This window comes from Streptomyces sp. NPDC051217 (genome assembly GCF_044455465.1).
GTDB lineage: Bacteria > Actinomycetota > Actinomycetes > Streptomycetales > Streptomycetaceae > Streptomyces.
Genome location: NZ_JBITEV010000001.1, coordinates 534,051 through 553,398 on the forward strand (window position 1 = coordinate 534,051; position 19,348 = coordinate 553,398).

Sequence of the window (19,348 nt, forward strand, 5' to 3'; positions counted from 1 at the left end):
CCGACGCTCGCACCACCACGCAACCCGCACCGTCCGACAGTCCGACAGGGAGTTCACCCATGACCACCCCACCACCCGGCCGCCGTCAGTTCCTCGCCGGCACCGGCGCCGTCGGCGCCGCCGCGCTGCTGAGCGGCTGCGTCACCTCGGGATCGACCGGCAAGGGCGAATCGGGCGGCGACATCACCCTCCAGTCCAACCTCTCCGCGCCGCAGGCGAAGACCGCCATGCAGAAGGTCGTCGACGACTTCGGCAAGCAGGGCGGCGCGAAGGCGAAGCTCAACACCGTCGCCGCCGAGACCTTCCGCACCCAGCTGCCGACCTACCTGACCTCCGCCAACCCGCCGGACCTCTACACCTGGTACCCCGGCTCGGTCGCCGAGTCGTACGCGGCGAAGGACCTGCTCCTCGACATCAGCGACATCTGGACCAAGCCCGAACTGACCGGCTACTCCGCCGCGTTGCAGAAGATCTGCACCTCCGCCGCGGGCAAGAAGGTCTTCGTCCCCACCACCTACTACTGGTGGGGCGTCTTCTACCGGAAGTCGAACTTCGCCAAGTGGGGCGTCGATGAGCCCAAGACCTGGGACGAGTTCCTGGACCTCTGCGACACCCTCAAGGGCAAGGGCGTCGCTCCGATCGGTCTCGGCGCCGGCGGCAACACCCCCTGGGTGGCGTCCTCCTGGTTCGACTACCTGAACATCCGGATCAACGGGGCCACCTACCACCGTGAACTCCTCGCCGGGAAGCACCGGTTCGACGACCCGGAGGTCCGCAAGGTCTTCGACCGGTGGGGCGAGGCGCTGCCGTACTTCGACCCGAACAGCACCGCTCTGCCCTTCCAGGACGCCACCACGGCCCTGCTCCAGGGCCGTACGGGGATGATGCTGATAGGCACCTTCTTCGCCGACTCCGTCCCCAAGGAGCAGGTGGAGGACCTCGACTTCTTCCGCTTCCCGGTCATCGACCCGAAGGTCCCGGTCGCCGAAGAGGCCCCCACCGACGGCTACTTCGCCAGCGCCCGCACCAGCCGCGAGGCCGAGGTCAAGGAGCTGATGCGGTACCTGGCCACCGCGGAGTCGCAGGAGATCTACCTCAAGAACTCCTCCGGCACCGCGCTGCCGACCCACCCCGACGCCAAGGACAGCGGAACCGCCCTGGTGAAGAAGGGCCGTGCGCTGATCGAGGGCGCCGCAGAACTCACCCAGTACTTCAACCGCGACTCCAGCGACGCCCTCCAGCCGCCCGCCGACGCCGCGCTCACCCGATTCCTCGCCAAGCCCAAGGAGATCGGGTCCATCCTCACCACCTGGCAGCGCGAGTCGCAGAAAATCTGGGGCCGCTGAGATGGCGGCGGTCGTCACCGGCGGTGCGCTGAAGGAGCGGGAACAGCCGACGGCGAAGGAGGACAGGGGGCCCCGGCGCAAGCGGTCGACCCGCGTCCCGCCCGTGGTGCTCGCCTTCGTCCTCGTCCCCCTGCTCGCCGAGGCGTTCTGGGTGTTCTGGCCGGCGGCCCAGGGCTTTTACCTCTCCCTGACCGACTGGGACGGTGTCTCCGCGCCGCGCTTCATCGGCCTCGGCAACTTCCGCGAGATGCTCCACGACGACATCTTCCGCACCGCCGTGCTCGACACCGTCCTGTGGCTGCTGCTCTTCGGCGGGCTCTCCGCGCTCCTCGGCCTCGGCGCCGCCCTGCTCCTCCAGCAGGAGCGCCGCGGAGTCGGCTTCTACCGGGCCGCGCTCTTCCTGCCCGTCGTGTTCTCCCTCGTCGCCACCGCACTGGTGTGGCAGGCGATGTACCAGCCGGACGGCCTGATCAACCAGGCCCTCGAATCCATCGGCCTCGGCAACCTGACCCGCGCCTGGCTCGCCGACCAGGACACCGCCCTGTACGCCGTGATCGTGCCCGCGCTCTGGCGCCAGATCGGCTACGTGATGATCCTCTACATCGCCGGCCTCAAGGGCATCGACCCGGTGCTCTACGAGGCGTCGAAGGTCGACGGCGCGAGCCGCTGGCAGCGGTTCCGGCACATCACCCTGCCGCAGCTGCGCAGCGTCAACGCCGTCGTCCTGTCGGTCATCGTCATCGACTCGCTGCGCTCGTTCGACGTCGTGTGGGCCCTCACCCGTGGCGGCCCGTACCACTCGTCCGAGCTGCTCTCCACGTACATGTACTCCACCGCCTTCCAGTCGCTGCGACTGGGATACGGTTCCGCCCTCGCGGTCGTGATCTTCGTGCTGGCCTTCGGGGTCATCGCCTCGTACCTCGTCCGCGCCTTCCGGGAGGCCGACTGATGTCCGCCACCTCCGGCTCCTCCACGGCCACCCGCCGCAAGCTGGCGACCGCCGGGTTCCATCTCGGCGCCGGCACCCTGTCCGTGCTGTGGCTGCTGCCCATCGCGCTCGTGCTGGTCACCAGCGTCCGCTCGTTCGACGACATCGCCGCCAACGGGCTCGGGGGCCTGCCGCACTCCTTCACTCTCGACGGCTTCCGCCAGGCGTGGGTCGACGGCGGTCAGCAGCGGGCCCTGATCAACAGCATGCTCGTCACCGTGCCGACCGTGCTCGCCACGCTGGCGCTCGCCTCGATGGCCGCCTTCGCGCTGAGCCGGTACGAACTGCCGCTGCGCCGCACGCTGTTGCTGCTGATGCTCGGCGGCAATCTGCTGCCGCCGCAGATCCTGCTCATCCCGGTCTCCCGTATCAGCGAGACGCTCGGTCTTTACGACACGCTGTACGCGCTCATCGGCGTACAGATCGGCTTCGGCGTCGGCTTCTACGTCTTCGTCCTCTACGGATTCATGCGGTCCATCCCCGTGGAGATCCAGCAGGCGGCGGTGATCGACGGGGCGAGCCCCTGGCAGATCTACTGGCGCATCGTGCTGCCGCTGACCAAACCCGCGCTCGCGGCGCTGAGCGCCCTGTCCTTCACCTGGATCTTCAACGATCTGCTGTGGGCCATCACCGTGCTGAGGACCGACAGCCAGATGCCGATCACCGCGTCACTGATCGGGCTCCAGGGTCAGTATGTGTCCATGTGGAATGTGATCGCGGCGGGCTCCGTCATCGCGGCGGCCCCCACCGTCGCCGTGTTCCTGCGGTTCCAGCGCCACTTCGTGGCCGGGCTCAACCTGGGAGCGGTCAAATGATCCCGCACGACGCCCCGCGCTCCGGCGGACCCCGCCCGCCGTGGGTGCTGCGCACCGCGAACACCGTGTACGCCGTCACCCTCGCCCCGGACGAGGGCTGGGCCGAACTCGCCGCCTGGGGTCCACACGGCGCCGAACAGGGGCCCTCCCCGCTCGACTGGTCGCGGCGTACGCACTTCATCACCCCCGCCGACGCGGCCCCCGCCGAGTACATCCCTTACGGGCCAAGGCCGTTCACCGGCGCCGACCTGGTCGCCCAGCGCCCCGGCGAGGAGCGCGGCGTGTGGTGGCGCTTCACCGGCGCGTCCGCCGACGGCGACCACGCGCTGCGTCTCGTCTTCACCGACGAGACCCTCGGACTGACCACGGCCCTCTGCTACGAGACCGTGCCCGGCACCGATGTGATCCTCCGGTGGACCGAACTCACCTGCACCGGCGACGCCGAGCTGCGCCTGGAACGCTTCGACTCGGCCGCCGTGAACGTCCCCGTCACGGACACCGCGCGGCTCACCTACCTGGCGGGCCAGTGGTCCCAGGAGTTCACCCGAAACCAGCTCGAACTCACCCGTGGACGCTTCGAGTTGGCCAGCACCCAGGCCGTTCCGGGCCACGCGTACGCGCCGTGGCTCGCGGTCCAGGACGCCGCGGAACCGGCCGAGGGCGCCACCCCCACGTACGGCATCGCCCTTGAGTGGTCCGGCAGTTGGCGCATCAGCGCCGACGCCGAACCGGGCGGCGCGCTGCGTGTACGGGCCGGGCGGCTGGCCCACGAGAGCGCGGTGCGTCTGGAGCCCGGCGCCACGCTCAGCACGCCGCGACTGGCGTGCGCGTTCAGCCCGGACGGGCTGGAAGGGCTCGCCCGCGTCTGGCACCGCTACGAACGCCGGCTCTCCGGTGAGCGGCTGCACCGGCCGCGCCCGGTGCTCTACAACTCCTGGGAGGCCACCGGCTTCGACGTCGAGGCAGACGGCCAACTCGCCTTGGCGCGCGTCGCCGCCGACATCGGGGCCGAACTGTTCGTCGTCGACGACGGCTGGTTCACCGGCCGCGGCGACGACACCGGCGGTCTCGGCGACTGGTACCCCGACCCGGCCAAGTTCCCCGGCGGATTCGACCGGTTCATCTCCCACGTACGCGAACTGGGGCTGGACTTCGGGCTCTGGGTGGAGCCGGAGGCGGTCAGCCCCGGGTCCGCCCTGCACGCCGAACACCCCGAGTGGGTCTACCGCGTCGAGGGCCGCCCGGTCACCCTCGTACGCAACCAGCTGCTCCTCGACCTCGGCCGCGCCGATGTCCAGGACTTCGTCATCGCCACCCTGGACCGGCTGCTCGGCACGTACGAGATCAGCTACCTCAAGTGGGACATGAACCGCCCGCCCACCGAACGCGGGCGTCCGGGCGGCGGCCCCGTCGAGAGCCAGGACCTCGACGCCGCGCACGTCGCCGGCTACCTCCGCGTACTCGACCATCTGCGGAGCGCGCATCCGCACGTCACCGTCGAGGGCTGCGCGGGCGGCGGCGGCAGGATCGACCACGCCACGCTCGCGCGCACCGACGTGCTCTGGCCCAGCGACAACACCGCCCCGCTCGACCGGCTCACCATTCAGTACGGCTATCTGCACGCGCACGCCCCGCACACCATGAGCTCGTGGGTGACGGACGCGCCCGGCGTCTTCGACCCCCGGCCGCGCTCGCTCGCCTTCCGCTTCGTCAGCTCCATGTCCGGCGTCCTCGGCATCGGGGCCGACATCCTGAAGTGGACGCGGGAACAGCGTGCCGAGGCCGCGCGCTGGGTCGCCCGCTACAAGGAGATCCGCGACGTCGTCCACCACGGCGAGATCCGGCTGCTGAACTCGCCCGCCGAGCCGACCTGCGGAGTGCAGTACGACGAAGACGCCCAGGGCGCCGGCGCGCGCACCGTCGTGACCGCCTGGAACACCGGCCCCCTCGACGGCGCGCCACTCGTGCCGGGACGCCCGGCCCGGCTGCGGCTGCGGGGTCTCGACCCGGCGGCCCGCTACCGGGACGAGGAGTCCGGCACGGTGTACGGCGGCGGGTATCTCCTGCACTCGGGGCTGCCGTTCCACTGGACCGCCGACCACGACGCCGAACTGGTCGTGCTCACCCGGGTGGACCCCGGCGGACCGCCGACGGCGGCCTCATGATCCGCAACGTCACTACAGTCGCCCAGGACGCCGGAAGGCGGCCCCGCACCCGGAGGAGTCGAACCGCCGCATGAACCACGCACCAGCCCGCTTCCACGACCGCGTCGCCGTGGTCACCGGAGCCGCGTCGGGCATCGGGGCCGCCGCCGCCTCCCGGCTCGCCGCCGAGGGCGCGGCCGTGATCCTCGCCGACATCGACGCGGCCCACGGAGAGGCCGTCGCCGCCGCGATCCGCGACAAGGGGGGCCGCGCCGACTTCGTACCGGCGGACGTCGCAGAGCAGGACGACTGGGACCGCGTCGTGGCCGCCGCCCACCGCCACGGTCCCGTCGGCGTCCTCGTCAGCAACGCCTACACCGTCGATGTCGCCCCCGCGCACGAGATGACCGTCGCCTCCTGGGAACGCCAGCTCGCCGTCAACCTCACCGGCGGGTTCCTCGGGTTCCGTGCCGTCCTGCCCGATCTCCGTGCCCACCACGGCGCCGTGGTCCTGACGTCGTCCGTCCACGCGCACATGGGCATCCCCGGCCACCCCGCCTACGCGGCGAGCAAGGGCGCGCTGCTCTCGCTCTGCGGGCAGCTCGCCGTCGAGTACGGGCCCGACGTACGGGTCAACGCCGTACTGCCGGGCCCGATCCTCACCGCCGCGTGGGACCGGGTACCGGAGGAGGACCGTGCGCTCAGCGTCGAGGGCACGGCGGCGCGCCGCTTCGGCACCCCCGAGGAGGTCGCGGCGGCCATCGCCTTCCTGGCGGCCGACGAGGCCTCCTACATCACCGGATCGAGTCTGCTCGTGGACGGCGGATGGAGTGTCGTGAAGGCCTCGGCCTAGCCGGGCCCGGACGGCTCCGCGCTTCCGGGCGGGCCCGGCCGTACGACCACCGCCGCTCACGAACGACCAGCAGAAAGGCAGAACGACACATGACGCCATACGCGCGCCGCGGAGTGCACGGCCAGACCGTGGAGACTCTCGCGCGCCGGGTGCTCAGCGGCGAGATCCCCGAGGGAGCCACCCTAGATCTCGTAGAACTGCAGCGCGAGTTGGACGTCAGCCTGACCGCCCTGCGCGAGTCGCTGAAGGTGCTCGCCGCGAAGGGAATGGTCGACGCGCGGCAGCGCCGGGGGACGTTCGTCAGGTCCCGCGCGGACTGGAACCTCCTCGACGCCGACGTCCTGCGCTGGCAGTTCGCCGAAGGGACCAGCGCCGGTGCGGACCTGGCACTGCTGCGCAACCTCGGCGAGGTGCGCGGCATCATCGAACCGGCCGCCGTCCGGCTCGCGGCCGAGCGGCGCACCGACGCCGATCTCGCCGCGCTGGAAGCCGCGTTGACGGAGATGGGGGAGGGGGACGGCGGAGCCGCGCACGCGGTCGAGGCCGACCTCGCCTTCCACCGCGCGCTGCTCGCCGCGACCCACAACGAACTGCTGACCCGCATGGAGATGGTCATCGAGTCCGGCCTCGCCCACCGCGACCGGATCGTGCACTCCTCGCCGCACGGCGAGGATCCCGTGCCGAGCCACCGCGCCGTCCTGGACGCTGTACGCGCCCAGGACCCGGACGCCGCGCAGCAGGCCATGCGCGCCCTGCTCGACCAGGCCGTCCGCGACCTCGACAAGGTCCACGGCACCACCGGTCCGGCCGCCGCTCCCGAGACGAAAGGCTCCGAGGCGAAGTGAAGATAGTTCGCGTGGAGACGTTCCTCGTCCCGCCCCGCTGGCTGTTCTGCCGTATCGAGACGGACGACGGTACCGTCGGCTGGGGCGAACCGGTGGTCGAGGGCCGGGCGGAGGTCGTACGGGCGGCCGTCGACGTCCTCGCCGAATACCTCGTCGGCCAGGACCCGCTGCGGATCCAGGACCACTGGCAGGTCATGACCAAGGGCGGCTTCTACCGGGGCGGCCCGGTCCTCTCCAGCGCCGTCGCCGGGGTCGACCAAGCACTGTGGGACATCGCCGGCAAGACGTACGGCGCCCCCGTGCACGCCCTGCTCGGCGGACCCGTCCGGGACCAGGTGCGGGTGTACGCGTGGGTCGGCGGCGACGAACCCGCCCGGCTCACAGACGAGGTCACCGCACAGGTCGAGGCGGGCTTCACCGCGGTGAAGATGAACGCCGCGGGGCGTACGTCCCCGATCACCAGCCCAGCCGAGACCGCCGCCGTGGTCGAACGCGTGGCGGCGGCACGCGCGGTCCTCGGCCCGCACCGGGACGTCGCCGTCGACTTCCACGGCCGCTTCAGCCCGGCGGGCGCCCGCCGCGTGCTGGCCGAACTCGCCCCGCTCCACCCGCTGTTCGTGGAGGAGCCGCTGCTGCCGGAGCACGGACATCTGCTGGCCGGACTGGTCGAATCCAGCCCCGTACCCATCGCGACCGGTGAACGGCTCTACGGGCGCGCCGAGTTCCTGCCCGCGCTCGCCGCGGGCATCGCGGTCGCCCAGCCCGACCTCTCGCACGCAGGCGGCATATCGGAGGTGCACCGCATCGCCTCCCTCGCCGACACCTACGGCGCGCAGCTCGCACCGCACTGCCCGCTCGGCCCGATCGCCCTGGCCGCCAGCCTCCAAGTCGCCTTCTGCACACCGAACTTCCTCATCCAGGAGCAGAGCAGGGGCCTGCACTACAACAAGGACGCCGACCTGCTGTCGTACGTCGTGGACACGGAACCGTTCCGCTTCGTCGACGGCCACGCCAACCGGACAGATCTGCCGGGGCTCGGCGTCACGGTCGACGAGAACGCCGTACGCGCCGCCGACCGCACCGGGCACGCCTGGCGCAATCCCCTCTGGCGCCACGACGACGGCTCGTTCGCCGAATGGTGAGCGAACCGCTGTCCGTCACCACCGACCCGGCGCGCGGCGGACGCTGGACATCGCTGCGCGCGGGCGGCCGGGAATGGCTGTGGCGGCGCGACGAGCCGAGGCGTCACCTTGTCGCGCCGGGCGACGGCTTCGCCGACGCGGGCGGACTGGAGGAGTGCGTCCCCACGGTGCGTGGCACACCCGACCACGGCGACGCGTGGTCCCGGCCCTGGCACGGCGGTGACGGTGACGGTGACGGTGCGAGCGTCGACTGCCCCGACTTCCGTCTCACGCGCCGCATCCGTACGGAGGGCGACACCCTCGTCGCCGACTACCGGCTGACGGCCGCACCCGGCTACCGCTTTCTCTGGGCCGCCCACGCCCTCCTCGACGTGTCGCCGCGCGCCACCCTCCACATCCGGCACGGCGCGCCCACCCGGCTCTACCCGGACGACGGGGCCGACTGGCGCGCGGGCGCGTGGCCGCTGGCCGACGGTGTGTCACTCGACCGGCTCGGCCCCGACGACGGCACGGCGGTAGGCGCGGTCGTCGCCACGCCACAGGTGTCGGTGCGTGACGGGCGGGACACGTTGCGCCTGTCGGTCGAGGCCCCGGGACAGCCCGTCTCCGTCGCGCTCTGGCGCAACCTCGGCGGCTTCCCGGTCGGCGCCCCGTACCGCTCCATCGGTGTCGAACCGATGCTGGGCCGGGTATTCGACCTGGCGGCGGCGGGCGAGAGCGACGCCGCGCGGGTCCCCGCGTCGGGCGAGGTCCGCTGGCGGCTCACGATCACGGCGACGGCCGACGAGCCCGCCCCATGAACGACCCGCGCGTCCGCGGCCTGCCGCGACGGCGGGGTTCGTCCCCCGTCACGGACAGGCCGTTCCCTCGCCGCCCGGCGACCACCGGCCCGCACCCGGACGGATCACGGCCATCCCGGAGGCCCGCGTAGCCTCGACGGTTCGACCACCCACCGCACACACGAGAAGGAACCCACCCGTGGATCTGCCCGCCGCCCTGCGCGCCCACCGACTCGTCGCCATCGTGCGCGGCGACGACCCCGACGCGGCGCTCAGGACCGTACTCACGCTGATCGAGGAGGGCGTCGCGCTCGTCGAGGTGTCACTCACCGGGCGGGACGCGCTGGACGTCATCGCGCGGGCCCGCGCCGCGCTCGGACCTGACGCGCCCCTCGGCGCGGGCACCGTCCTGACCGCCGAGGACGCCCACGCCGTGCACCGGGCGGGCGCGGACTTCGTCGTCACACCCGCCGTCTGCGAAGGCGTCGACGCCGCGCGAGGACTCCAACTGCCCGTGCTCGCCGGGGTGATGACACCCACCGAGATCGTGGCGGCGCTGCGCGCCGGAGCGTGCGCGGTGAAGATCTTCCCCGCCGCCCAGGCCGGCGGGCCCGCGTATCTGCGCGCGCTCCAAGGCCCCTTCCCGGACGTCCCGTTCGTGCCTGTCGGGGGCGTCGACGCCACGGCCGCCGCCGCGTATCTGGAAGCCGGAGCGCTCGCGGTCGGCGTCGGGACGCCTCTCGTGGGCACCGCGGCCGACTCACCGGCCGGAGCCGGTCACGACGGCCTGCGCTCCCGCGCCCGCGCCTTCCTCGACGTCGTACGTGCCGTGGGTCAGGACCCCGCGTGAGTACGGCCCCTCTCCCGCGCCCCGGTCCGGTCGTCTGTATCGGCGAGACGATGGCCGCGCTGGCGCCCGACCCGGCCGCCCCGCTCGACACCGCGGAGCTGCTGCGGCTCGACGTCGCGGGCGCCGAGTCGAACGTGGCGATGTATCTGGCGGACCACGGCGTGCGAGCCCGCTGGGTGTCCGCGCTGGGCGACGACCCCTTCGGACGGCGCGTCCGGGAGCGGATCGCCGCGTCGGGCGTCGACGTCTCCGGCGTACGCACCGATCCGGCGCGCCCCACCGGCCTGCTGGTCAAGAACCCGGGCGCGGACGCGACGAGCGTCCACTACTACCGCACCGGATCGGCGGCCTCCGCCCTCGGACCACCGGTCCTGGACGACCCGGCCGTGCGCGATGCCGCGCTCGTCCATCTCACCGGGATCACCCCCGCGCTCTCGGCGTCCTGCCGCGCGCTGGTCGAGCGGGCGCTGCGTCAGGAACGCCCGTACGCCGTCAGCTTCGACGTGAACCACCGCCCCGCGCTCTGGGGCGACGAGCCGGCGGCCGACGTCCTGCTGCCGCTCGCGGCCCGCGCGGACCTCGTCCTGGTCGGTCTCGACGAGGCGCAGGCGCTCTGGGGCAAGGTGCTGGGCGACGACGCCGGCCCCGACGCGGTCCGCGACCTGCTGGCTGAGCCGCGCGTCCTGGTGGTCAAGGACGGGGCGCGGGCGGCCACCGCGTACATCGGCCCGGACACGTACACCGTGCGGGCACCGAAGGTGCGGGTGGTCGAACCGGTGGGCGCGGGCGACGCGTTCGCCGGCGGCTTCCTGGCGGGGCTGCTGCGCTACGACGATCCCGTACGGGCCCTGCGCCTCGGCCATCTGACGGCGGCCTCCGCCCTGGGCGTCCTGGCCGACCACGGCCCGCTGCCGCCGCCGGACCGGACCCGCGAGCTGCTGGCGGCCGACGAGGCGACCTGGAACGCGCTCTCCCTGTGAGGAGGCCGCCCCGGACCCGTCCTCGTTGAGAAGAAGGCGGCTGTCAGCCGTGCTGCCGCACCGGGATCTCCGCCTGCGGCCGCGCCTCCCACGTAGGCGTCGTCCCCGCGAGCTGGCAGACCATCAGATAGAAGGGGATCGGCGGGGTGTACGGCGTGGGGGCGTCCGGCCAGTGGATCAGCCGGGGGTGCGCGGCCGGGACCCGGGTCCCGGAGACGTAGAGCGCGGGCCGCGGCCAGTCCAGTTCGAGGTCCGAGCCGGCGGGGACGATCCACCACCACCAGTCGGTGTCGGCGAAGACGCAGCCGGTGCTGGGCAGCCTGCCCATCAGCCGGAACCCGTGCCTCGCGGGGACGCCCACCGCGTCGCACCCGAGCGAGGCGGGCAGGGTCGGGGGCAGCGGCAGGTGCGCGAAAGCGCTCCCCTCGTCACGCAGCCCACGGGCGAACCGGCGTACCGCGTTCATCAACACGGCTGCCCCTCCTCATGTGGCAGCTCGGCCCAGACGACACGCCCGGCGCCGTAGCCGGACGTGTCGTGTGTTCCCCAGCAGCTGCTCATCGCGTCCACAAGAAGGAGCCCCCGGCCGCCCTCGTCGTCGGACGCGCGGTGCAACTGCGGACCCATGGGGCCGAACCCCTGGTCCTCGACCGCTATGTGCAGTCGGCCGTTCCCTTCGCGCAGTTCGCATATGACGTGGTCGCCGGGGGCGTGGACGACGGCGTTCGTGACGAGCTCCGAAATGATCAAGATCGCCGTCTCCAGCGTCTCGTTTGTGGTGCCCCAGCGGCCGAGCCGCTCACGGGTGAGCTGTCTGGCGCGGCAGACCGACTCGGCATGAGCCGGAAGTGCGAATCCGTAGCGTCGGACAACGTTGCCAGGGCACACGGTCATAAGCGGGGGGGTGAGCGCGTTACCAGGTGCCACGACCGATTCCTAACGGTGGGGAAGCAGCACCGTGCGAAACCTCCGGGCGGAGCACGACAACTGCAAGAGCTGGTTCACCGAACTACTCTCCACCCGTGCGGGACACTTGGCAAGTAGCACTGTGAATTTTTCAGAGTGCCGTGTTCTTCCTGGCAAGGGCATGGCACACTGCTCGCAACCGTGCATGGGGAGGTTCCAAAGTGAGTGAACCGCGGTCTGCCCCGACCGTGGGACAGGTCGTACTCGGCAGGCGTCTGCTGGACCTGCGCGAGAGAGCCGGCCTGAAACGCGAGGAAGCCGCGAAGCTTCTCCGGGTGGCGGCGGCCACCGTCCGCAGGATGGAGACCGCCGAGGTCACGCTCAAAGTCCCCTACGTGCAGGTACTCCTGCGGGCCTACGGAGTCGGCGACGAGGAAGCCGCGGTCTTCGTCGAGCTGACCGAGGAGGCGAACAAGCCCGGCTGGTGGCAGCGGTTCCACGACATCCTGCCGGACTGGTTCAGCATGTACGTCAGTCTGGAAGGCGCCGCCTCCCTGATCAGGGCGTACGAGCCGCACTTTGTACCAGGGCTGCTCCAGACGGAGGGGTACGCCCTGTCGGTCATGCACGCCGGCGCCGTGGGGCAGGTCCAGCCGGAGGCCATCGACCGGCATGTGGCACTGCGTATGCAGCGCCAGTCCCTGCTCACCCGGTCGGACGCACCCAAATTGTGGGTGATCATGGACGAGACGGTGCTTCGCCGTCCCGTCGGTACGCCGGAGATCATGCGCGAGCAGATCGACCGGCTCATCGACGCGTCCGAGATGCCCAATGTGACGCTTCAGATCGCGGAGTTCTCCTCTGGACACCACCCCGGAACGTACGGGCCGTTCGTGCTCTTCCGTTTCGCCATGCCCGAACTGCCCGACATGATCTACAGCGAGTACCTGACCGGCGCCGTCTATCTCGACGCGCGTCCCGAGGTGGCGACCCACCTTGAGGTCATGGACCGTATGGCGGCTCAGGCTGCAACTGCACAACGCACGAAGGAGATCCTCAAGGATGTCCGCAAGGAGCTGTGAATGGATCCGATATACAACGGCATGCCCGCCACCGACCTCGGCGCCGAAGGCTGGCACAAGCCGTGGAGCGGCGGCAACGGCGGCAACTGCATCGAGGCCATGAAGCTGGCCGACGGCAGAGTCGCCGTGCGCCAGTCCAACGACCCTGACGGCCCCGCGCTGATCTACACCCACGGCGAGATCGCCGCGTTCATCCAGGGCGCCAAGTCCGGCCAGGCCGACTTCCTGCTGACCTGACCTGACATGACCGACGTGACCGACGTGCTGTGATCCGGCCTGATGTGACGGGAACCGTACGTCCTGATCGGCCGGATCCCGCCTGGTACGAGCCGACCAGGCCTGATCGGATCTGAACTCACCTGTTCCTTGCCGCTAGTCCCGCCGGCACCCGCCGACGACGCTGAGACTCATGGAGTGCACATGACCGGGCATGACGCCATTGACACCAGCAGGCCGCACCCTGCCCGGATGTACGACTGGTTCCTCGGCGGTAAGGACAACTATCCGGTCGACGAGGAGATGGCCCGGCAGCTCCTCCAGCTGAACCCGCTCGGCCGGGAGATGGCCAAGTCCAACCGGGCCTTCATGCACCGGGCCATCCGTTGGCTCGGGACCGACGCGGGGGTGCGTCAGTACCTGGACATCGGTACGGGTATCCCGACCGAGCCCAACCTGCACCAGATCGCGCAGGAGGTCGCGGCCGACTCCCGCGTCGTCTACACCGACAACGACCCCATCGTTCTGCGCCACGCCGAGGCGCTGCTGCGCAGCAGCGCCGAGGGCCTGACCGAGTACATCCAGGCCGACGCGCGTCAACCCGACGAGATCGTCGAACAGGCCGGGCGGATCCTGGATTTCAAGGAGCCGGTCGCCCTGTCGCTCATCGCGCTGCTCCACTTCGTCCCGGACGAGGACGGCGCGCACGAGCTGGTGAGCAAGCTGCTGGCCCCGCTGGCCTCCGGCAGCTATCTCGTGATCTCCCACACCACGGGCGACTTCGACGCGGAGAACTCGAAGAAGGCGCAGGAACTCTACAAGGCGAAGGGCGTGCCGCTCGCTCTGCGCTCGCGCGAGGAGGTCGGCCAGTTCTTCGACGGTCTTGAGATGGTCGAGCCCGGTGTCTCCCTGGTGGCCGACTGGCGGCCGGAGCTGGGCGAGGTCGTCCCCGTACCGGACAACGGGCTCATCGCCGGGTACGTGGGCGTGGCCCGCAAGCCCTGACGGCGCACAGCGTCGGACGGAACAGCTACGGGGCCGGGCCGGACACCCGCTCGAACACGCGGGACGGCAGGGCAGCAGGACAGCGGAACAGCAGGACACAGACCTTATTCGGCCCGGACCCGGCGGGGGTCCGGGCAGGCAAGCGCCTCGGCGCCGCGGCACTCTGGGGGAGTGCGGCGGCGCCGAGGCGTTTTCCGGACACGGCGGGTCCCGTCCCGGGGTTGCCCCGCAGAAAGCGCTTGTGCGCCGTGTCGCGGCGCCGGAGCGCCCGGCGGCCCCGTGTGGGCGAAGGGGCGCCAACGGCCGCTCAGCGGCCCTCGGAACGCCTTCTTGGCCCTCCCCGGGCCTCCGGACGTCGGCGGCCGGGCACAATGTGCGGATGTCCCGACGCCCCACGCGCCCCACTCGCACCTCATCGACCAGGCGGACCCCGCCGGGCACCAGCACGAGCACGGGCACGAGAACAAGCGCCGCCCGAGACGACTCCCCATGTCTCTGCGGTCTGCCCGCCTCCTACGGAGAGTGCTGCGGCCGCTTCCACTCCGCGGCAGCGGCAGCCCCCACCGCCGAGCGACTGATGCGCTCCCGCTACAGCGCTTTCGCCGTGGGTAACGAGCCGTATCTGCTGAGCAGTTGGCACCCCGCCACCCGCCCCTCGCGGGTCGGCCTCGACCCGGCGATGCGCTGGGTGGGTCTGGAGATCCTGGCCTCCACCGAGGGCAGCGCCTTCCACACCACGGGCACCGTCACCTTCCGCGCCCGCTACACCCGCCGGGGCGAGGAGGGCGCGCTGCACGAGCGGAGCCGCTTCGAGCGGTACGAGGGCGCCTGGGTCTACGTCGAGGGCACCTTCGTGGAGTAGCCGGGCCCGCCGACCCGGATCGCCGGAGGGTCTCAGCCGGACGCGAGCACCGCCGCCAGGTCGTACCGGACCGGCTCCTCCAACTGCGCGTACGTGCACGACTCGGGAGCACGGTCCGGGCGCCAGCGGCGGAACTGCGCCGTGTGCCGGAAGCGGTCGCCCTCCATGTGGTCGTACGCCACCTCGCAGACCAGCTCCGGCCGCACCGCGACCCACGACAGGTCCTTCTTGCCCGTCCAGCGGCTCGGCGCGCCCGGCAGCCTCGCGCTCTCGTGGGCCGACTCCCGCGCCCAGGCGGCCCACGGATGGCCCTCGGCCGCATCCATCAGCAGGGGCGCCAGCTCGTCCACGAGTTCGGCCCTGCGCTTCATCGAGAAGGCGGCGCACACGCCCACGTGCTGCAACGTCCCGGCGGTGTCGTGCAGTCCGAGCAGCAGCGAGCCGACGACCGGACCGCTCTTGTGGAGACGGTATCCGGCCACGACCACGTCCGCCGTCCGCTCATGCTTGATCTTGTACATGACGCGTACGTCCGGCCGGTACGGCAGATCCAGCGGTTTGGCGACCACCCCGTCGAGCCCGGCGCCCTCGTACTGGCGGAACCACTCCCTCGCCACCTCCACGTCCGTGGTGGCCGGTGCCACATGGACCGGGGCCGAGACCCCGCCGAGCGTGTCCACGAGAGCGGTGCGGCGCTCGGACTGCGCGGTGTCGAGCAGCGAACGGTCGTCGAGCGCCAGCAGATCGAAGGCGACGAAGCTCGCCGGGGTCCGTTCGGCGAGCGTGCGCACCCGGGAGTCCGCCGGGTGGATGCGCTCGCTGAGCCGGTCGAAGTCCAGCCTGCCCTCGTACGCGATCACGATCTCGCCGTCGATCACGCACCGCTCGGGCAGCTCGCGCCGGAATGCGGTGACCAGCTCGGGGAAGTAGCGGGTCAGCGGCTTGCCGTTCCGGCTGCCGATCACCACCTCGTCGCCGTCCCGGTGGATCAGCGCACGGAAGCCGTCCCACTTGGCCTCGTACTGCATTCCGGTCGGGATCTTGGCCACGGACTTGGCCAGCATGGGTTTCATCGGAGGCATCACCGGCAGATCCATGCCCCCGATTGTGCGCGGAACAGGGCCGGTCCGCCCAATATGCGCGGCGGGGGAGCCGGGCCTACGGTGGCGCGTATGGTGAGCAAGGGTGCGGCGGTGGAGCTGGAGGTCGGCGGTCGGTCCGTGCGACTGTCCAGCCCGAACAAGATCTACTTTCCCGACCGGGGCTTCACCAAGCTGGATGTGGCCCTGTACTACATCGCCGTGGGGGAGGGGGTCACCCGCGCCCTGCGCAACCGGCCGACCACCCTCCAGCGGTACATCGAGGGCATCGCCGGTGAGTCCTTCTACCAGAAGCGGGCGCCCAAGAACCTGCCCGGCTGGATCCCCACCGCCCGTATCGCCTTCCCCAGCGGACGCACCGCCGACGAGATCTGCCCCACCGAGCCGGCCGCCGTGCTCTGGGCCGCCAATCTCGGCACGCTGACCTTCCACCCCTGGCCCGTACGGCGCGGGAACACCGAGTACCCGGACGAGCTGCGCATCGACCTGGACCCGCAGCCGGGCACCGACTTCCGGGACGCCGTCAGGGCCGCCCACGAACTGCGCGCCCTCCTTGAAGAGCAGGGACTGAACGGCCGGCCCAAGACCTCCGGCGGACGCGGTCTGCACGTGTTCGTGGCGATCGAACCGCTCTGGACGTTCACCCAGGTACGGCGCTGCGCGATCGCCGTCGGCAGGGAGCTGGAACGGCGCATGCCGGGCCGGGTCACCACGGCGTGGTGGAAGGAGGAGCGCGGCGAGAAGATCTTCGTGGACTACAACCAGACGGCGCGCGACCGCACCATCGCCTCGGCCTACTCCGTACGCCCCAATCCGTACGCCACCGTCTCGGCGCCGCTGCGCTGGGAGGAGCTGGACGACGTCACGCCCCGCGACTTCGACGTGGCGACGATGCCGGCCCGCTTCGCCGAACTCGGCGACGTGCACGCGGACATGGACTCCGAGGCGTACAGCCTGGAGGGCCTGCTGGAACTGGCCGCCAGGGACGAACGCGACCACGGCCACGGCGACCTGCCGTACCCGCCGGACTACCCGAAGATGCCGGGCGAGCCGAAGCGCGTCCAGCCGAGCCGCGCCCGCGACGCCCAACCGGACGAGAGCTAGGGCCTGTCGTTTGGATCAGGCTGGATCAGGTCGCCTCGCCCTCAACGGCGAAGTGCCCCCTCCGTCAAGGGAAGGGGCACTTCTGTCGGCTCAGCCTCCTACGGAGGTGTCCTTCTCATGACGCGTCCGGTCACAGCTCCTTGATCCGGATGTCGCGGTACGAGATGACGTCCGTCGTGCCGTGCACCTGGAGACCGACATAGCCGGAGGCGTAGCGTCGGCCGTCGGTACCCGGGTCACCGGCGCGCGGCGGAGTGAACTCCTGGCCACCGATGTTGTCGAACTCGTTGATCACGACACCGTTGCGCAGGATCGTGTAGTGCTGGTCGACGACCTTGATCTCGTAGTCGTTCCAGCTGCCCTTCGGAGTGACGCCCGCGCCGGCCAGGCCGACACGGTCGAAGCCGTAGAGCGATCCCGTCTTGTACATGTCGCCGTCCGGGCGGTCCAGGATCTGGACCTCGTGCCCGTAGTTGATGGCGACCCACTCCGGCCGGCTCTCCAGCGGGTGACCGTTGACGTCCGGGAAGCGCACGAAGACACCGCCGTTGGCGTTGCCCGTGCCCGGCGCGTCGTCACGGAACTGGAGCTTCAGCGAGAAGTCGTCGTACTTGCGCTCCGGGAACCAGAGCATGCCCATGCCCTCGACGGTGGTGCTGCTCGTCATCGCACCATCGGCGGAGAGCGCGAACTTGCCGCCGCCGACCTGAGCCCAGTTGGAGAAGGTGTCCGCCGTGCCGTCGAAGATCGTGCGGTAGCCGGTCGTCTGACCCGGCTTGCCGATCTTCGACTGCTTGGCGGCCTTCGTGATCTTCGTGTGCTCGCGCTTGTCGATCACACCGTCCGACTTGAGCTTGTCGAGCACCGAAGCGACGTGCTTGAGGAACAGCGCCTGCGAGGACCAGTCCTTCTCGTCCTCGATCAGCTCGTTGATCGTGCAGCGGCTGGTGGTGAGCCGGTTCGGCACACCCGTGTCGACCGCGCCGACGATGACCGTCAGCCGCACGTCGTACTCGGGGCAGTTGGGGGCCGGAACGCCACCGCCCTTGGCGATGGTGAACGTCACCTCCTTGGCCGCCGAGGTGTTGCCCGCCTTGTCCGTCGCACGGTGCGCGAGCTTGTGATAGCCCACCGCGTCGACGATCACGGGCTTGGTGTACGCGAGGTACGGACCGCCGTCGAGGGAGTACTCGATCTTCTCGACACCCGAGAGGTCGTCCGTCGCCTTGAGCGTCGCCGTGGCACTGGTGATGTACGCGCCGTCGGAGTTCTTCTCACCGCTCACGGCCGCCGTCGACACCGGCGCCGTCGTGTCCTCCTCCGGAGGTTCCACGACGCTGAAGTCGACGGCCTTCTCGGCCGCGGCGTTGCCGGCCTTGTCGGTGGCGCGGTAACGGACCTTGTGCGTACCGACCTCATGGACCATCACCGGCGCTTCGTAGGCCTGCCAGGCCCCGTCGGCACCGATCGCGTACTCGATCGTGTTGACACCGGAACCGGCGTCGGACGCGGTCACGGTGACCGTGGCCATGCCCAAGTACGCGCCGTCCGCGTCCTGTTCACCCGTCACCGTGGCCGAGGTCTCCGGCGCGGTCGTGTCGCCCGTGTCCGGCGCCACGACCGTGAACTCCGCCGTCTTCTCGGCGGCGACGTTGCCCGCCTTGTCCGTCGCCCGGTATCTGATGGCGTGGTCGCCGACCGTGTTGACCACCACCGGGGTGGTGTACGGCTGCCATTCGCCGTCGGCCCCGACCGCGTACTCGATCGTGTCGACACCCGATCCGGCGTCGGTGGCGGAGAGCGTCACCGTGGCCTGACCGACGTACGCGCCGTCACCGTTCTGGTCGCCGTCGATCTTGGCGGCCGCTTCGGGCGCGGTGGTGTCGTCACCGCCGCCACCGTCGGTGACGGTGAAGGTGCCGGTCATCGTGCCGTGACCGGGGATCGTGCAGAAGTAGCGGTAGGTGCCCGGGGTCAGTACGACCTCGGCCGTCTGCTTACCGCCCTGCGCGTCCTCCGGACTGGCCATCAGGTTGAGCGTCACGTCGTTGTTGTAGTCGGGGTTCGACGTGTCGAAGGTGACCGTGTGCGGCATCGACGTGGTGTTGCCGGTGGCCTTGCTGTTCTCGAAGACGATCGTCGCGGGACCCGCGACGGCCGTCGTCGGGAACGTCAGGTACTCCGTGGTGGAGTTGCCCGCGGTCCAGTTCAGTACCTGGGCCGCCGCCATCGGCGATTTCCCGTTGGTGTCACGTCCGAATGCCTGTGTCGAGGTCAGCCCCAGCACCAGCATCAACGAGCCCAGCAGGGCCGTCCACAGGCGTAGAGGTC

The 19,348-nt window shown here is 70.9% G+C and carries 19 protein-coding genes; 15 read left to right on the forward strand and 4 right to left on the reverse strand.

The window, feature by feature from the left end; all coding sequences use genetic code 11:
* The first annotated feature begins 59 nt into the window (after window positions 1-59).
* From ACIBBB_RS02470 to ACIBBB_RS02515, 10 genes are all read left to right on the forward strand, one after another.
* A complete protein-coding gene (locus ACIBBB_RS02470) occupies window positions 60-1,346 on the forward strand; it encodes an ABC transporter substrate-binding protein (RefSeq protein WP_398977882.1) in 1,287 nt (428 codons plus the stop codon).
* Between the two features lies 1 nt (window position 1,347).
* On the forward strand, window positions 1,348-2,295 hold the full coding sequence (locus ACIBBB_RS02475; protein ID WP_398977884.1) for a carbohydrate ABC transporter permease: 948 nt from the start codon (window positions 1,348-1,350) through the stop codon (window positions 2,293-2,295).
* Window positions 2,295-3,149, forward strand: a complete 855-nt coding sequence (locus tag ACIBBB_RS02480; protein WP_398977886.1) for a carbohydrate ABC transporter permease — start codon at window positions 2,295-2,297, stop codon at window positions 3,147-3,149. Before ACIBBB_RS02475 ends, ACIBBB_RS02480 begins: the two co-directional genes overlap by 1 nt.
* Window positions 3,146-5,314 (forward strand): alpha-galactosidase, encoded by a 2,169-nt coding sequence (locus tag ACIBBB_RS02485; RefSeq protein ID WP_398977888.1) that lies wholly within the window; start codon window positions 3,146-3,148, stop codon window positions 5,312-5,314. The genes ACIBBB_RS02480 and ACIBBB_RS02485 overlap by 4 nt, the downstream gene beginning before the upstream one ends.
* A 70-nt stretch (window positions 5,315-5,384) precedes the next feature.
* Window positions 5,385-6,146 (forward strand): SDR family NAD(P)-dependent oxidoreductase, encoded by a 762-nt coding sequence (locus tag ACIBBB_RS02490; RefSeq protein WP_398977890.1) that lies wholly within the window; start codon window positions 5,385-5,387, stop codon window positions 6,144-6,146.
* Between the two features lie 89 nt (window positions 6,147-6,235).
* Window positions 6,236-6,991, forward strand: coding sequence for a FadR/GntR family transcriptional regulator (locus ACIBBB_RS02495; protein ID WP_398977892.1), 756 nt, complete (start codon window positions 6,236-6,238; stop codon window positions 6,989-6,991).
* Window positions 6,988-8,133, forward strand: coding sequence for a galactonate dehydratase (dgoD, locus tag ACIBBB_RS02500; RefSeq protein ID WP_398977894.1), 1,146 nt, complete (start codon window positions 6,988-6,990; stop codon window positions 8,131-8,133). The genes ACIBBB_RS02495 and dgoD overlap by 4 nt, the downstream gene beginning before the upstream one ends.
* On the forward strand, window positions 8,127-8,933 hold the full coding sequence (locus ACIBBB_RS02505; protein WP_398977896.1) for a hypothetical protein: 807 nt from the start codon (window positions 8,127-8,129) through the stop codon (window positions 8,931-8,933). Before dgoD ends, ACIBBB_RS02505 begins: the two co-directional genes overlap by 7 nt.
* Before the next feature lie 178 nt (window positions 8,934-9,111).
* The gene (locus tag ACIBBB_RS02510) at window positions 9,112-9,762 is read left to right on the forward strand and encodes a bifunctional 4-hydroxy-2-oxoglutarate aldolase/2-dehydro-3-deoxy-phosphogluconate aldolase (RefSeq protein ID WP_398977898.1); all 651 of its coding nucleotides are present in this window, start codon (window positions 9,112-9,114) and stop codon (window positions 9,760-9,762) included.
* The gene (locus tag ACIBBB_RS02515; protein ID WP_398977900.1) at window positions 9,759-10,742 is read left to right on the forward strand and encodes a sugar kinase; all 984 of its coding nucleotides are present in this window, start codon (window positions 9,759-9,761) and stop codon (window positions 10,740-10,742) included. The genes ACIBBB_RS02510 and ACIBBB_RS02515 overlap by 4 nt, the downstream gene beginning before the upstream one ends.
* A 43-nt stretch (window positions 10,743-10,785) precedes the next feature.
* On the opposite strand, the gene ACIBBB_RS02520 is transcribed toward ACIBBB_RS02515, so the two are convergent.
* Together ACIBBB_RS02520 and ACIBBB_RS02525 are read right to left on the reverse strand one after the other, a co-directional pair.
* Entirely contained in the window at window positions 10,786-11,208 is a 423-nt protein-coding gene (locus ACIBBB_RS02520) for a hypothetical protein (protein WP_398977902.1), read from the reverse strand.
* A complete protein-coding gene (locus tag ACIBBB_RS02525) occupies window positions 11,208-11,669 on the reverse strand; it encodes an ATP-binding protein (RefSeq protein ID WP_398977904.1) in 462 nt (153 codons plus the stop codon). Before ACIBBB_RS02525 ends, ACIBBB_RS02520 begins: the two co-directional genes overlap by 1 nt.
* 200 nt (window positions 11,670-11,869) lie before the next feature.
* Between ACIBBB_RS02525 and ACIBBB_RS02530 the strand changes: the two genes are divergently transcribed.
* From ACIBBB_RS02530 to ACIBBB_RS02545, 4 genes are all read left to right on the forward strand, one after another.
* Window positions 11,870-12,730: a helix-turn-helix domain-containing protein gene (locus tag ACIBBB_RS02530; protein WP_398977906.1), complete on the forward strand. Its 861-nt coding sequence runs from the start codon at window positions 11,870-11,872 to the stop codon at window positions 12,728-12,730.
* Window positions 12,731-12,967 carry a DUF397 domain-containing protein gene (locus ACIBBB_RS02535; protein ID WP_078074169.1) on the forward strand — a complete coding sequence of 79 codons (237 nt, stop codon included), beginning with the start codon at window positions 12,731-12,733 and terminating at the stop codon, window positions 12,965-12,967.
* A 183-nt stretch (window positions 12,968-13,150) separates the two neighbouring features.
* Window positions 13,151-13,951, forward strand: a complete 801-nt coding sequence (locus ACIBBB_RS02540) for an SAM-dependent methyltransferase (RefSeq protein WP_398977908.1) — start codon at window positions 13,151-13,153, stop codon at window positions 13,949-13,951.
* A gap of 379 nt (window positions 13,952-14,330) precedes the next feature.
* Entirely contained in the window at window positions 14,331-14,813 is a 483-nt protein-coding gene (locus ACIBBB_RS02545) for a YchJ family protein (protein ID WP_398977910.1), read from the forward strand.
* 32 nt (window positions 14,814-14,845) lie between these two features.
* Here the strand turns inward: ACIBBB_RS02545 and ACIBBB_RS02550 are convergent, their stop codons facing one another.
* On the reverse strand, window positions 14,846-15,910 hold the full coding sequence (locus tag ACIBBB_RS02550; protein ID WP_398977912.1) for an ATP-dependent DNA ligase: 1,065 nt from the start codon (window positions 15,908-15,910) through the stop codon (window positions 14,846-14,848).
* 75 nt (window positions 15,911-15,985) lie between these two features.
* On the opposite strand from ACIBBB_RS02550, the gene ligD reads away from it, so the two are divergent.
* The gene (ligD, locus tag ACIBBB_RS02555; protein WP_398977913.1) at window positions 15,986-17,017 is read left to right on the forward strand and encodes a non-homologous end-joining DNA ligase; all 1,032 of its coding nucleotides are present in this window, start codon (window positions 15,986-15,988) and stop codon (window positions 17,015-17,017) included.
* A 130-nt stretch (window positions 17,018-17,147) separates the two neighbouring features.
* Here ligD and ACIBBB_RS02560 read toward each other — a convergent pair whose 3' ends face one another.
* Window positions 17,148-19,310 carry an OmpL47-type beta-barrel domain-containing protein gene (locus tag ACIBBB_RS02560; RefSeq protein ID WP_398978787.1) on the reverse strand — a complete coding sequence of 721 codons (2,163 nt, stop codon included), beginning with the start codon at window positions 19,308-19,310 and terminating at the stop codon, window positions 17,148-17,150.
* Between the last annotated feature and the right edge of the window lie 38 nt (window positions 19,311-19,348).